This is a genomic window from Vibrio sp. TRT 21S02, assembly GCF_050113675.1.
GTDB lineage: Bacteria > Pseudomonadota > Gammaproteobacteria > Enterobacterales > Vibrionaceae > Vibrio.
Window position 1 is genome coordinate 1 of the sequence record NZ_JBNJOI010000032.1, and the last position, 14,397, is coordinate 14,397.

Below are 14,397 nucleotides of genomic sequence, written 5' to 3' on the forward strand. Positions count from 1 at the left end.
TAAACTTGGTTTTAGTGTTTAAGGCGCAGTGATTTAGGTTAGGTGCTAAGCGTTGTTCGCACCTTAATGCGGCGTTATGTTTACTTGCATTTCAGAGGCTTAAAGGTCTTAGGCTCTAGTTCTTTGCCCCTCTGGCAATTCGTCCCTAGTAGACTCAGCAAATCCGCATTGTCGGTCTAAGTTCTTGAATTTCTCAGCCCGTAAAACATGTCAATGTTCGCGGGTTGCTTCATTGTCAGGTCGTGGCGGTTGGGTTCTGGTTTAACTGGCTCAAAGTCGCTTCTAGGTTCTTAGTCAATCGGCATTTCGGCTTGGCAGTTGCCTCGGCAATTTGCCATTGTCTTGCGCTTTGGTTGGAAAGAAAGGGTGCTTGTTGAAACGAAGTCAGGTTGCCTCATTGGGCAGGGAAGTGGAATTACAGGTTTTGGGTTAATCGCCTTTGGTGGCCAAGTTGGTTCTTACCTTGTGGTTTGCTTCAGAAAACTAGTTAGAAATAGCAGTTCTTTCTCAAGTAAATCATATGTTTGTGGTAAAACATAACAAGCAATTTAAGAGGGATTCACAACGCTTGGCATTTTTGCTTCTACTTCAAATTTAGTGTTTATGGCACAATGCTTTAGGTTTGGGTGGAGGCGTTGTTCACCCCTTAATTGGGCGTTATATGCTTTAGGGAAGAAGATGGCTGAGTACAACTGGAGATGCTTGGTTTGCAAGCAAGGTGTTGATAAGAAACACGATAAGTGTGACAAGTGCGGGTATCCAGCAGGAGCAAGTTCTTATGAAGTTGATGCTCGAAAATTTTTACTAGAACAGTACTCATCCGACTTAAAGTGTCCCAAGTGCTGCAAGTCCAAATTAGATGTGAAGTTTAGTAAAGATCCGGAAGCCTACTATTACAGAATTTACCCAGTCAGAGGTCGGGCTGTCTTTTTCGAAATCCTATACGTCATCATTTATTGCCGGAAGTGCAGTTTTAAACAAGAATTCGAATATGGGGTTCCTATTCTTAGGAAGCTCTATCGTTTGATAACTCGAAGTGATATCAAGTGGGACTGGTTGAAACGCATATAACAATAAATTTAAGAGTGATTCACAACGCTCGGCGCTTTCACTTCAAGCCAGTTTAGTGTTTATGGCACAATGCTTTAGGTAGGGTGGTTAGCGTTGTTCACACCTTAATTTGGCGTTATGTTTACTTGTATTTCAAAAGCTTAAAGGTCTTGGGTTCTAGTTCTCTGTCCCTTTGGCAATTCGTCCCTAGTAGACTCAGCAAATCCGCATTGTCGGTCTAAGTCCTTGAACCACTCAGCCCGTAAAACATGCCAATGTTCGCGGGTTGCTTCATTGTCAGGTCGTGGCGGTCGGCTTATCATTTTATTGGTTCAAAGTCGCTTTCAGGTTCTTAACCAAGCAGCATTTTAGCTTGGCAGTAGCCTCGGCAATTCACTATTGTTTTGCGCTTTGGTTGGAAAGACAGGGCGTTTGTTGAAGCTTAGTCGGGTTGCCTCATTGGGCTGGGAAGTGGAATTACACGTTTTAGGTTGGTCGCCTTTGGCGGTCAAGTTGGTTCTAGCCTTGTGGTTTGCTTCAGAAAACTAGTTGTAAATAGCAGTTCTTTCTCAAGTAAATCATGTGTTTGTGGTAAAACATAACAAACAATTCAACAGTGATTCGCAACGCTTGGCGCTCTCACTTCGGGTTGAGTTTAGTGTTTACGGCGCAGTGTTCAAGTTCAGTGTATGCGCTGCTCACACGTTAATTGGGCGTTAGTTGCTAGGTGAAAAAGTAGCTTTTGGGAGATAATCAAGTTGGTTCAAACATACGGTTCTGAAGAAACCAAAGCGTTCTGTTGTAATTGCAAAAAGGTGACGCTTCATAAGTATGAAAGCTTCTCTAAATCGGATGAAACCACGGAAACAGAAGCTAAAGGTTTCTTTTCTGGCCTATTCGCCGCAATAGCGAGTGCGCTAATGGAAGGTGAGCCTACAGGTGATTACAAGTGCACGGTCTGCGGTACAAACTTACATACACCAGACTACCTAGATTAAAGTTGGTAGTACTCAGCAGGTGGTAGGTTACACAACTAACAAGCAATTTAAGAGGGATTCACAACGCTTGGCACTTTTGCTTCTACTTCAAATTTAGTGTTTATGGCACAATGTTTTAGGTTGGGTGGTAGCGTTGTTCACCCCTTAATTGGGCGTTAGCCGTCAAAGCACATAATTAGGAAAGGAGCCCTAAATTGAAAATTGCATTAGTCACAGGTGGCTCAAAAGGTATCGGTTTGTATTCAGTTCTTCGGCTCGTGAAGCAGGGATATAAAGTTATTACGTGCTCGCGTTCGAAGAAGACTTGGCTTGATGTAATGCAAAAATATCCGGAGTTAAAATCTGTTGATTACCAGTCAGTTGACATTGCGGATGAGCAACAATTAGACGGTTTATTTGCTCACATTGCAGCTCACTACGGAAAATTGGATGTGGCGGTAAATAACGCTTCTCCGGCACTTGCTTCTAGAGGTCATCTGCCTCAAGTCGATGTACCACTTCTCAAAGAAACTCTTCATGTGGATTTTTTGTGCCAAGCCTTGTGCTTGAGGTCTGAGCTGAAACTGATGGAGGCAGGTGCATCCATAGTAAATGTAAGTTCCGTTAATGGTCTTAGACCAACACCCAATGCGTCAATGTATAGTGCTGCTAAACACGCCCTTGAGGGGCTGACTAGATCTGTTGCCCTAGAAAGCATTAAATCTGGAATTCGAATCAATGCAGTTGCTCCTGGTGTAACGTGGACTCCCCGATGGGAAGAAAGGCAACTTGAAAACTCTAATATCCGCGCTGATGTTTCTGACATAGTACCAATCAATCGTTTTGGGGAAATCGACGAAATCGTCAATGCAATTGAGTTTTTATTATCAGATAAAGCTAGCTATATAGTAGGTCACACGTTGGTAGTTGATGGTGGGCTATCGTTGGCATGAGCGGCTAACAAGGCGTTCAAGTGGGATTCATGCCGCGTGGCATTTTTGGTTTGCGGTGAGTTTTGGTGGTGAAGGTGGTCTGCGGAAAGTTGGTTTGTGCGGCATTCACCCCTTAACGCAGCGTTATGTTTACGGAGGATGTGTGGCAATCTGGCAGTTTTCAGTTGTGTTAATTCCTGCTTCTTGGGCAGAAGAAAACAGTTATAGTTCGTCTTCACTTTACGGCGATGAAGGGTACGATACAGCTTGTGCGTGGAAAGGCAGACAGCCAGTATTTGATTTTACGGTGGTATTTGACGACATTCTTCCTTCATCAAAGTCATGGGACAGAGAGTTGTTGGTTTGGGGAAATGAAAAGGAGCATGATATTCAGGTATGGTATGACGGAGAAGCTGTAGAGAGTATGCATATACGACTGGATCTGAATTACGAATTACATGAAATCATTAACAAGGTAATAAAAGCGGCAATAGCTCTTGATTGTGTTTTATTTTTACCTGAATTTAAGTCTGTAGTGATGGCTAGCGAATTTGAGTTAAAACATGCCATTAAAAAATCTAACGCAGCTAAGTTTATTCGTGATACGAAAGTTTTCTTCAATAACATTAGGGAAAAAACATAACAAAGCATTTAAGAGTGACTCACAACGCTTGGCGATCTCAGTTTAAACTTGGCTCTAGTGTTTAAGGTGCAATAGTTTCAGTTAGGTGATAAGCGTTGTTCGCACCTTAATGCGGCGTTATGTGGCATCAATACAGTGTTCTTCTTACCTACTATGATTAAGGTACGTGTTTTAATCAGATGAGACCTTAGACATGGAAAATCAAGGAAAAGAATCAGAAGAGCTAAATAGCCCTCAAAGCTTGAAACATCGTATTTTTTCAGAAGTAAGAAAATTGAATGTTGGTTATGATAATCCAGAGAAAGACATGGCTCTCAAAGCACCAATTGAAATCGGAGGCGTGAAGTTTTATATAGTTGCCTTTGAAGGGGCAGATAATAAGTGGCACGAAAACTATGTATTGGAGTTTGGTACAGGTAAACTGAAATGCTATCAAAATATCCAACAAGCACTGCCTGAACTAGTTAAAAAAACCAGTTTATTGGCTATCATTCATACGAAATTTCAAACGGTAGCTTTCTCTTTATTGACGGTTATATTGGTTATAACGGTTTGTATATTATCCCTCCTAGGAAAAATTGAAGGAGAGAGTATTGTTGCATTAACTACGTTGGCATTTGGTTACATTGCTGGTAAAAGTCAGCCTAAAAACTAAATATGGTTTATGGATGCAACACCACATAACAAAGCATTTAAGAGTGATTCTCAACGCTTGGCATTTTTCATTCCATCGTTGAGTTCAGTGTTTACGGTGGTAAGGTTTCATTTCGTGGTTGCGTTGTTCACACCTTAATGCGGCGTTATGTGTATGATGATTCGGAGATAGAATGACGTATATCTATGACTGGTTTAGCTTCCCACAATATTTTTCGGTCTCTTGTCCTAAATGCGGCGCAGAAACAAGAGCTAACGAATTACCAAACCTTAAGAATGTAAATAATCAGGTTGTTCGTTATAAACCCGAAGTAGTTAGCGGGTCGTTTAAATGCGAAGTATCGTGCTTGAAGTGTGGTTATCAAAGTGACTCTACTAACATTCACTGGGCTGATGATGCATATTGGCGATTTGATGTAAGAGGTAAAGTACTTTGGGCATGGTCAAAAGAGCATGCTCTTACTATACGGGATTATCTCGCATCAACTGATCGTCGCGAAGACGAGTTTGGAATATATAGAATCTCATTACTGCATCTTCCGAAACATTTTAAATTATCGAAACATAGGACTGCGGCGGTGAAATCCATAAACAATGTCATTGCCCAATACACATAACAAACTGCTCAAGAGGGATTCGCAACGCGTGGCATTTTTACTATGCGTTGATCTTAGTGATTAAGGTGGTTTGCAGCGGCTTCAGTATTGCGTTGCTCACCCCTTAGCAGGGCGTTAGGCTTCAAATGGAGTACATATGAGAGTTTATCATTTCATGGCAAAGAAATATGCCATAGAAAATTTGGAAAAATCGAGACTAAAAATAGCAACGTTGGATAACTTGAATGACCCATTTGAGTTCTTTCCTAATGTAACCAATACATCTAATGAAGCTCTCGCTGACTTTAGGCATCATTTTGATGGGATTTTAGGTGTTTTGTGTTTTAGTAAACGGTTAGGGCATCCTGTTCAGTGGGCTCATTACGCTGATAATCACAGTGGTATCTGCTTTGAGTTTGAGATTCCTAAAAAGTATTTAAGCAAAATTAAATATGTAAGCTCTCCTATGAAAATTAGTCGTAACCGTGATGATTGGAAAAATAAGATACCTGCGGCAACTCTATGCAAATATAAAGGTTGGAGATATGAGAGAGAATATCGTCTTCCATTGGATCTAAGATCGGACGAAATTCAACAAGATGACAATGGGTTACTTTTTATGCCTTTCTCTGATGAGCTAAAACTAGTAAATGCTTATAGTGGTCTAAAGTGTGATTTAACCGAAGAAGAGCGTGCAATTTTTCTAAAGCATGAAATTCCAATTACCAAAATGGTACAAAGACCTAAATCATATACTTTGGTGCCAGAAGCCTAACAAACTGTTTAAGAGTGATTCGCAACGCGTGGCATTTTTACTATGCGTTAGGTTTAGTGGTTAAGGTGGTATGCGGTGGCATCGGTATTGCGTTGCTCACACCTTAACAGGGCGTTATAAGCCATGGAGGGAAAATGGAGTTTTACAATTGGATTGTTGTTCTTTTGGGAATTAGTTTTATTAACGTATGTGGCTCTGTCTATGTCGCAACAAGGAGTGAATTAAATTCATTTCAAAAAGTAGCGCAAATCATAATTATCTGGTTAATCCCTGTTATCGCAGCAATTGGGCTATACGTATTTCATCGTTCGCAAAGCGTATCACATGGTCCATCTACAGAATTTGGTGGTGGGGTAAATCCAAATCTAAAAATCAAAACAACTGGTGAACGAGACGAGCCATAAGTCATTGGGAAATGGCTTATAACAAGGCGTTTAAGGCGGATTCACAACGCTTGGCGGTTTCAGTTCCAGTCAGGTTTAGTGTTTAAGGTACAATGGTTTAGGTTTGGTGGTTGGCGTTGTTCACCACTTAACGCGGCGTTAGAGCTCTCGAAAAATTTTCAATTAAGGAGTGTGGTTTGAATATTATTGGATGTTTGTTGTTAATAGTCTCAGTTTTCCTTTTTGGTTTAAAAGGAATGGTTGCTGAAATGGGTATAGCTGTTGCGGCGAGTGCTGTATTTCTCGCTTTCGCAAATCTTGATAAATTTTCCAAATTTAAAGGTGCAGGATTTGAAGCTGAGCTAAGAGAAGTTGTTACGGAAGCAAACGCAACAATAGAACATTTAAAATCAGTTACTGCCCCCTTACTTGTAACAAGCATTGATTTGATGACCAAGGATGGTCGTTGGTCTGATGGTGAAGGCATAAATAAATGTCACGACCAATTTGATAAATTGGTGAGCTTAGAGTCTGAGATTGGTGTAACTGATTCAGCATTAGATCTAGCTAAACAAAAATATATCCGAATTCATGCTTGGGACATGATCGCAGAATTAGCCAAAAATATCGAGCGTGCAGGAGAAGCTAAGTTTACAACTTTGACTGCAAGTAAAGTTGGTCGCCATAGCTTTGAAAAAACGCCTGATTTAACTGTGTTTAAAGAGTTACTTGTGAGTATTGAGCTAGATAGTAAGCAGCAAGAGCAGCTTAAGAAAGTTGAAGACTACTACTTTAAATACAAGCTCTAACAATAAATTCAAGCAGATTCGCAACGCTTGGCATTTTCGGTTTGAATCAGTTTATGTGTTTACGGCACAATGCTTTAGGTAGGTGGCAGCGTTGCTCACTACTTAATTTGGCGTTAGGCGACGGGCAGAAAAGTTCTTTGTTCTCATCTTCTCATATCTCTCTAGCTATTCGTCGTTTTAAGTCGGCAATTTGGTATTGTCGGCTCAAATTCTTGAACCTCTCCAGCCGTAAAACATGCCAAAGTTCGTGGGTTGCCTCATTGGTTTTCAGTGTAGGTTGGCGGTGAGTTTCACTGGCTTAAAGTGTGGACAGGGCAAGTCAATTGTAGCTTTCGTTTTTGTTATTAGCTCGTAGCTATTAGTTTATCAGGTTCAAAAGCTACTTAGTCGCTGCAAATTCGTATTTCGTGGTTGTTGGAATCTTGGCTGAAACATAGTGAGTTTTGTGATTCTTGAATCGCAAAAAGTACGTGTGCATTTTGTTGGCTATAGTGTTTCAGGTAATCTGCTTTCAAAGCCACTTAAACACGGGTGAGAAACTTCGCCTAACAAGGCGTTTAAGACGGACTCACAACGCTTTGCGCTCTCAGTTTAAGTTGAATTTAGTGTTTAAGGTACAATGGTTTAAGTTTGGTGGTTGGCGTTGTTCACCACTTAACGCGGCGTTAGGCGCAGTAAGAAATTTCTTGGTTCAAATCTCTAATTTCTCTTTGGCTATTTGTTCCAGTTTTTCGGCAATTTGGCTTTGTCTTCTCAAGTTCTTGAATCACTCAACCTGTAAAACATGTCAAAGTTTGTGGGGTGCCTCATTCAGTTTTGTAGCCAGTTTGTTGTTAGTTTCTTGGGCTCAAATCGCTTCAAGTTTGTCTGTTGTCGAAATGGGTCTATTGGCTGAAATTTTGCACTGAAAGTTAGCCTTTCCAAATTCCATATGTATGCGCTTATTTGCCAATTTCTTTGGTGTTTTGGTTGCAGTGGGTTTCAGAGACTTAGCCGCTTTAGCATTTGGGTATTATTAAATTTCAGTGAGTTACTAAAATTAAATGTTCCCAAAAGGTGGTTTTGTAAATCCCATTTTAACTATTTGCGTGAAGCGCCTAACAAAGCATTTAAGAGCGACTCACAACGCTTGGCGATTTCAGTTTAAACTTGGCTTTAGTGTTTAAGGTGCAGTGGTTTAGGTTAGGTGTTTAGCGTTGTTCGCACCTTAATGCGGCGTTAGGGCTAAATTTGCTAGTTAAAAGGAATGTAAATGGATAAAACATTTTTGAAGGGCACGGCAATACTACTTATTTTAATAGCTACTATAGCTGGGTGTGCAAATAAACCTCAAAAATCCAAATTAGTAAAGTATGGCCAGATCTATACCCAACTCATTCAAAATCAGTTGGATACTTCTAAAATGTTTCAAGGGGAAAAATGCAAGCTGCAATTTTCATTAAACTCTAGCGGCCAAGTTATATCGCTTGCCTCATCTGGTCATGAAAACTTATGTAAAGCTAGTGAGGATGCTGTAAAAAAAGTTGGGGCATATCCTTTGCCAAAGGACAAGGAAGTTGCTGCTCAACTACAGCAAATAACACTTACAATTAAGCCCTAACAAAGCATTTAAGAGTGACTCACAACGCTTGGCGATCTCAGTTTAAACTTGTTTTTAGTGTTTAAGGTGCAGTGGTTTAGGTTGGGTGTTTAGCGTTGCTCGCACCTTAATGTGGCGTTAGAAGACCTAATATAGAGCTTTATATCAAAAGAAAGGAAAGGAAGATGTTAAAAAAGATAGCAATGATATTGTTTGTGCTAATTACAGCTAGTGGTTGTGCGACGCAAAGTAACCACATGGTTAAAGTAGCGCCTGAAAATGCCATTACGAAACCTGAAGAAGGAAAAGCATTAGTTCATTTTATGAGGCCCTCTAGTTTTGGTGGTGCAATACAGTCAACAGTCTATGATGACTCTAACTATATAGGCACTGTTTCTGCTAAAACGCGACTTGCATATCAAGCTGAACCTGGAAAACATATGTTTATGGTAATTGGTGAAAATGCAGACTTTCTTGAGGCTGAGCTTTTGGCAGATAAAATCTACTATATTTTAGTATCTGCAAGAATGGGAGTCTGGAAGGCAAGATTTAGTTTGAATCCGGCAAGTGGAGAGGTTCCTCAGGAACAAATTGATAACTGGTTTAATAGTACATCTGAAGTTGTTGTGAATGAGTCTGGACTTAATTGGGCGAAAGAGAAAGAAAAGGAAATTGAGTCATTGAGGTCTAAGTACTTGCCTAAATGGCAACAAAAAGATGAAGAAGATAAACAACGAATAAAAGCCGAAAGCGGAATCTAATCTGTCTTCTAACAAAGCATTTAAGAGTGACTCACAACGCTTGGCAATTTCAGTTTAAACTTGGTTTTAGTGTTTAAGGTACAGTGGTTTAGGTTAAGTGTTTAGCGTTGTTCACACCTTAATGCGGCGTTATAACTCAAGAAGGAAAATAGAGATTGAATGTTGTTGATACTTATAAAAAAAGTGTTTCGACGTTAAATAATGAACAAGCTGCGTACATACTTGGGATATTCTTCTTACTTGTCCTTGGGCTTCTTAACTCAATTATTCCGTTCCCGTCTTATTGGGTGGGGTTCGGTTTTTTCGTATATGGGCTTGCCGTTTGGATTCATCAAACCGCCAAAACTTTAAGTTCTGTTTTGTATGCGCGAGCTTTGGGAGCTCTTTTGCTATTGGGTGTAACGACGTTTAACTTGGCATTCGCGTCATCGAGTGTGCATAGTATTCTAGAAGTACCAACAAGCGCTTTTCGCTATACAACAACGTTAGTCTCAGTAATGTTAATGCCTTTGTCTATCTCTCTTATGCTCGCATTCATTGCAATCCCCTTGATACCTATAGCAATGTTAAATTCGATACTTTCGCTGCAAAATGTTTCAGCTAAAAACCTTTTGAGCTTAAAGATGTTTAGCTCAACAAAAGAGTTATCGATAACTTTAATGTTCGGGAGAGTATTTGCTTGTATTACCATATTTTATATCGCTAGCTCTTTTTTAAGCGATAATACGTGGTATAGCGATAGGATTGATGGTATTACCAAAAGTTTTGCCTATAGTTTCGAAATGGAGCAGCACAGTTATTGCAAGTTAGAACAAAATCAGAAAGTTGCTTACCTTAATAATGAGTTAGTGATTATCGGTACTGAGAATGATGGCTCTTATTTGTTTTCAATCTCTCGCTGTGAAGTAGAGTTATAACAAAGCGTTTAAGAGTGATTCTCAACGCTTGGCATTTTCAGTTTGAATCAACTTCAGTGTTTACGGCACAATGAGTTAGGTTGGGGTGGTCGCGTTGTTCACACCTTAACGCGGCGTTATGTGCCACTGTACTTTAGCGCAAAAAATGTAAGGAGAATGTATGTTTATCGTGTCTTTGACTTATCAGGTGCCTCTAGAGAAAGTCGATGTTTTTATTCCTGAGCATGTCGCTTATCTCAATGAACAATATGCAAAAGGTCACTTTGTTTTATCTGGGCGCAAAGAGCCAAGAACTGGTGGTGTAATTATTTCTACCATTAGTGACCGAAACAAGCTTAATGACGTACTGGCTGAAGACCCTTTTCATCGAGAAGGCTTAGCAAGCTATGAAGTAACAGAAATCGTGCCAACTAAGGCGTCAGAAAAGCTAGAATTCCTAGTTTAGTATCTGGTACATAACAAACTGTTCAAGAGGGATTCGCAACGCGTGGCATTTTTACTTTGCGTTGGTTTTAGTGTTTAAGGTGTTATGCGGTGACTTCGGTATTGCGTTGCTCACCCCTTAACAGGGCGTTAGTTTCTCCGGTATCAAAATTGACCTGCAGCTCTTCAGAGGTTTTTTCCAAGACTTCAAATTTTCATAAGTGTCTTTGATGGTTCATTATACTGTCATTTCTACTTTATTTGTTCTTCGACATTGCATTTGTAACTGTGTTTATATACAGTTCTCTTGGTTAAAAGCGAGAGTTGAACAAATGAATATCGAGAATGAGACAGAAAAGCAGATTGAGCCAGTGATCAATTTAAAAGATGGAGTTTTTTTTGGGAGCTTTGGGTTAGCCTTGTCACTAATAACGGCTGTAACTGATCAAATCGATTTACCGGTGTATCTGGAAAGAGGTTTCTTATCATCGCTGTTTTTCGACCATATTCCATTTAATAGTATTGCAACTCTTCTGCTCTTAATGACTGCCATGGTTTGTATCTCAGTAGCTATAAGTAGGAAGAAAGGATCAGACAAAGAGGTACTAGTCCATATTTCAAACAGAGTTTCTCAACTATGCTCCCCAGCGTTTTTTATTGTTGTTGGGCAAGCAATCGGAATTGTTATAGTTGGCGTATTCTCATCGAACTCAGCATACTATGGTTATGCAATCACGTTTTTAGTTTTTGCATTTCTTATTTTCATCATGTCAGGTATGTCTAATGTAATTACCAGTCAATATGATTTAGCTCACCGAAAGCTATCTCCAAAAGTGGCTTTTGCAGGTGCAGCTATTCTATTACTTGCAACGCTTTTTCAGTTTGTACTCGACCGTAGTCCGATTACTGTTGAAGTCCCCTTTTCGGTTTCAGATTATGAAATACTTGAAACGTTAGCTGATAAACAAGGTGTTGAAGTAGAAGCACTCATTAAGCAGTTGGCTGTTGAAGGGTACAAAACTAACAAACAATTTAAGAGTGATTCCTAACGCTTGGGATTTTTGGTTCTAAATTTGAGTTCAGTGTTTATGGTGTTAAGGTTGAATTTCGTGGTAGCGTTACTCACACCTTAATTGGGCGTTATGTGCTTTGGGAGAAAATGGACATGGATATTCCCGATAGATTCAAAAATGTAAGATACGTTTCATCCCGCATTCCAGGTTGCAAAGATGATTCCGACTTAACGCTTGGAGCTAACTGTCAGGTCTTTGCGTATAATCTGCTCAGAGACTTCGGTCTAAATCCACCTAACTACCGTTCTAGTGAACTGTGGAATGACTCAGAGTTCAGTGAGGTGGTCACTGAGTTTAAGCCGCTAGATATCATGTTGTACAACGAGTCTGCTGACTCATACGGAGCACACGTTGGAGTGTACGCCGGTAATGGACTCGTCTACCATCTGTCTTTGTCCAATGGCTTACCCAAGTTTGAGCGCCATTTAGACTTACTTCAACAAAGTAAGTATCGGTTTTTTATTGGTGCCAAGCGTATAAAGCAGTTTGGTGCATAACGTAAGCACGCACATAACAAACTGTTCAAGAGGGATTCGCAACGCGTGGCATTTTCACTATGCGTTGCGTTTGGTGTTTAAGGTGGTATGCGGCGGCATATGTATTGCGTTGCTCACCCCTTAACAGGGCGTTAGGTGCTTAGGAGGTAAAATGAAACTCAATAATCTTGATCGACAAATTAGTATGTTGTGTCCAACTTGTGGTTGTAAAGACTTCAATTTTGATGAACATGATGAAAACGGGCTTGTTACTTGTATTCAGTGTGAACGCCAGTTGACTCGTGCAGATCTTGTCGCAGAAAATTCTGAATTCATCGCAGAAACTCAAAACGAGATTGCTAAAGAAGCACAAAAGCAAATTGAAGCTGAAATGAAAAAAATGCTTAAAAATGCATTCAAAGGAAACAAGAATATAAAAATTAGATAGGGGCATTAGCTGTATGGATTTTGGTGACGGTATCGCACTTGTGGCTTTGGGGCTTTCTGGGTACGCAACATGGCGAACGATTCAATTTAACAAGAGACAAGACTCTCTAGTTGAAACTCAGAATAAGCTTAATAAATTGCTTTTAGCTAAGGAAACCGAAGAAGTGATCGATGATCGTAAAGCCGATTTAGGTGCATCGATCATTAAGTTGGGGAATCATAAGTATCGGTTGAAAATTTGGAACAAAGGAAATGCCGAAGCCAAAAATGTAACGGTAGAGTTCCCAGACGGCAACGAACTAGTTCCAGAATCTGAGTTGCAGAGCAAACTTCCTTATGAGTCGCTCGAAAAGCATGCATCCATTGAGTTATTGGCAGCTGTACATATGCAAACACCAAGAAAGCACAAGTTGAAACTTGGCTGGTCTGACGAACACAGAAATAAAAACGAAAAAATCGTATATCCAACACTTTAGAACGCACCTAACAAACTGTTTAAGAGTGATTCGCAACGCGTGGCATTTTTACTATGCGTTGGTTTCAGTGATTAAGGTGGTATGCGGAAGCATCGGTATTGCGTTGCTCACACCTTAACAGGGCGTTATGTGCTTAGAGGGAAAATGGCATTGATTAGAGAAATGGATATCTCAGATTACTCTCAAGTTATTGAGCTATGGTCTGAAACAGAAGCTATGTTGCTACGTGATGCAGACTCCAGAGAAAACATAGGTAAATACTTAGAACGTAACCCCAATCTCAGCTTTGTCGCTGTAGATGATGACACTATTGTAGGTGCAATTTTAGTGGGTACAGATGGTCGTCGAGGTTACGTGCAACATTTGGCTGTAAACTCGAATTGTCGAGGTAAAGGCATTGGTGCCAAACTAATATCCTCAGCGGTCGATGCATTATCTAAAATTGGTATAGCTAAAACTCACTTATTTGTCGCCAATGAAAACCTGAATGCTCAATATTTCTATGAAAAACTAGGTTGGTTTCCACGTGATGAAGTGCGTATGTTTTCCTTTAACTCGTCTTGCAGTGGTAATGTTTAGTACGCACATAACAAACAATTCAACAGTGATTCGCAACGCTTGGCGCTCTCACTTCGGGTTGAGTTTAGTGTTTACGGCGCAGTGTTCAAGTTCAGTGTCTGCGCTGCTCACACGTTAATTGGGCGTTAGGGTAATTATGAACCAAATAGCTAAATATATTATAGGCATCTTACTTATATTTGGAGTTAGTGAAGTGATGGCTCAAAAAGAATCAAGGATTGATGTAAATCAGGCAGTTGAAAATCCAGCTCTAGTTGCTGCAATGGATCGTGTTGCTCGGGAAGGGTCAGATGCGGCTAAAGATGAGCTTCTAAAGCAGCTTTTGCAGGCAAATTATTTAGCCGCGGTGTTTACTGATGGTCTAAAGTTATCGTCTGATGACAGCAATCAGCGAACATTAGAAAAAGGTAGTACTTTTGGTGTTTTATCTGCCGAAAGTGCGGGCAAAAATTACTTGGTTTTATTCACAGACTGGAATGCTTTAAGTCAATATACGGAGCAAAAGGTTTCAGGGTGGATCTTGCCTAGCAAAGACGTATGGTTATTCGCACTTGAGAGCAGTACCTATGATGGCGTTGTGATTAACCCAGCTCATAATGCGCTTCCTATAGAGCGGTCCATGCTCGAATATCTATCACACCACGCAAGTCAATTACCCTAACAAAGCATTTAAGAGTGATTCGCCACGCTTGGCATTTTTGGTTTGGCTTAGTTCAGTGATTTTGATGGTCAAATTGAGTTTTGTGGATGTGTGGCTCACACCTTAATGCGGCGTTATACAAACGGAGGCGATTTTGAGTTCAGATAAGCTAGATTTAGAGAATCTCCCTCTCCAAAGTGAGTTGGT

At 40.2% G+C, this 14,397-nt stretch carries 18 protein-coding genes; all 18 read left to right on the forward strand.

What is annotated here, in order from left to right; genetic code table 11:
• Positions 1–1,808 precede the first annotated feature (1,808 nt).
• The 18 genes from ACQEXU_RS21040 to ACQEXU_RS21125 all read left to right on the forward strand — a co-directional run bounded on the left by ACQEXU_RS21040 (position 1,809) and on the right by ACQEXU_RS21125 (position 14,211).
• Complete coding sequence (locus ACQEXU_RS21040) at positions 1,809–2,048, forward strand: hypothetical protein (protein ID WP_427012190.1); 240 nt, start codon at positions 1,809–1,811, stop codon at positions 2,046–2,048.
• Positions 2,049–2,242: 194 nt separating this feature from the next.
• On the forward strand, positions 2,243–2,980 hold the full coding sequence (locus tag ACQEXU_RS21045; RefSeq protein ID WP_427012191.1) for an SDR family NAD(P)-dependent oxidoreductase: 738 nt from the start codon (positions 2,243–2,245) through the stop codon (positions 2,978–2,980).
• The gene (locus tag ACQEXU_RS21050; RefSeq protein ID WP_427012192.1) at positions 2,961–3,602 is read left to right on the forward strand and encodes a hypothetical protein; all 642 of its coding nucleotides are present in this window, start codon (positions 2,961–2,963) and stop codon (positions 3,600–3,602) included. Before ACQEXU_RS21045 ends, ACQEXU_RS21050 begins: the two co-directional genes overlap by 20 nt.
• Positions 3,603–3,795: 193 nt before the next feature.
• The gene (locus tag ACQEXU_RS21055) at positions 3,796–4,257 is read left to right on the forward strand and encodes a hypothetical protein (RefSeq protein WP_427012193.1); all 462 of its coding nucleotides are present in this window, start codon (positions 3,796–3,798) and stop codon (positions 4,255–4,257) included.
• Between the two features lie 172 nt (positions 4,258–4,429).
• Entirely contained in the window at positions 4,430–4,873 is a 444-nt protein-coding gene (locus ACQEXU_RS21060) for a hypothetical protein (protein ID WP_427012194.1), read from the forward strand.
• A gap of 136 nt (positions 4,874–5,009) precedes the next feature.
• Entirely contained in the window at positions 5,010–5,627 is a 618-nt protein-coding gene (locus tag ACQEXU_RS21065; RefSeq protein ID WP_427012195.1) for a DUF2971 domain-containing protein, read from the forward strand.
• A 134-nt stretch (positions 5,628–5,761) separates the two neighbouring features.
• Positions 5,762–6,031, forward strand: coding sequence for a hypothetical protein (locus tag ACQEXU_RS21070; RefSeq protein ID WP_332226023.1), 270 nt, complete (start codon positions 5,762–5,764; stop codon positions 6,029–6,031).
• 176 nt (positions 6,032–6,207) lie between these two features.
• Positions 6,208–6,819, forward strand: coding sequence for a hypothetical protein (locus ACQEXU_RS21075; RefSeq protein WP_427012196.1), 612 nt, complete (start codon positions 6,208–6,210; stop codon positions 6,817–6,819).
• 1,252 nt (positions 6,820–8,071) lie between these two features.
• Positions 8,072–8,419 (forward strand): cell envelope integrity protein TolA, encoded by a 348-nt coding sequence (gene tolA, locus ACQEXU_RS21080; protein ID WP_427012197.1) that lies wholly within the window; start codon positions 8,072–8,074, stop codon positions 8,417–8,419.
• Between the two features lie 164 nt (positions 8,420–8,583).
• A complete protein-coding gene (locus ACQEXU_RS21085; protein ID WP_427012198.1) occupies positions 8,584–9,159 on the forward strand; it encodes a hypothetical protein in 576 nt (191 codons plus the stop codon).
• A gap of 155 nt (positions 9,160–9,314) precedes the next feature.
• Complete coding sequence (locus tag ACQEXU_RS21090; protein ID WP_427012199.1) at positions 9,315–10,076, forward strand: hypothetical protein; 762 nt, start codon at positions 9,315–9,317, stop codon at positions 10,074–10,076.
• A gap of 160 nt (positions 10,077–10,236) precedes the next feature.
• Entirely contained in the window at positions 10,237–10,521 is a 285-nt protein-coding gene (locus ACQEXU_RS21095; RefSeq protein ID WP_273297472.1) for a YciI family protein, read from the forward strand.
• A gap of 310 nt (positions 10,522–10,831) precedes the next feature.
• Positions 10,832–11,548 (forward strand): hypothetical protein, encoded by a 717-nt coding sequence (locus ACQEXU_RS21100; protein WP_019274838.1) that lies wholly within the window; start codon positions 10,832–10,834, stop codon positions 11,546–11,548.
• Between the two features lie 116 nt (positions 11,549–11,664).
• Positions 11,665–12,069: a hydrolase gene (locus ACQEXU_RS21105; protein WP_427012200.1), complete on the forward strand. Its 405-nt coding sequence runs from the start codon at positions 11,665–11,667 to the stop codon at positions 12,067–12,069.
• A 151-nt stretch (positions 12,070–12,220) separates the two neighbouring features.
• Complete coding sequence (locus ACQEXU_RS21110; RefSeq protein WP_130241647.1) at positions 12,221–12,496, forward strand: ECs_2282 family putative zinc-binding protein; 276 nt, start codon at positions 12,221–12,223, stop codon at positions 12,494–12,496.
• A gap of 13 nt (positions 12,497–12,509) precedes the next feature.
• Entirely contained in the window at positions 12,510–12,971 is a 462-nt protein-coding gene (locus ACQEXU_RS21115; protein ID WP_104027849.1) for a hypothetical protein, read from the forward strand.
• Positions 12,972–13,115: 144 nt separating this feature from the next.
• Positions 13,116–13,550, forward strand: a complete 435-nt coding sequence (locus tag ACQEXU_RS21120) for a GNAT family N-acetyltransferase (protein ID WP_427012201.1) — start codon at positions 13,116–13,118, stop codon at positions 13,548–13,550.
• A gap of 136 nt (positions 13,551–13,686) precedes the next feature.
• The gene (locus tag ACQEXU_RS21125; protein ID WP_243191920.1) at positions 13,687–14,211 is read left to right on the forward strand and encodes an SseB family protein; all 525 of its coding nucleotides are present in this window, start codon (positions 13,687–13,689) and stop codon (positions 14,209–14,211) included.
• Positions 14,212–14,397: the final 186 nt, after the last annotated feature.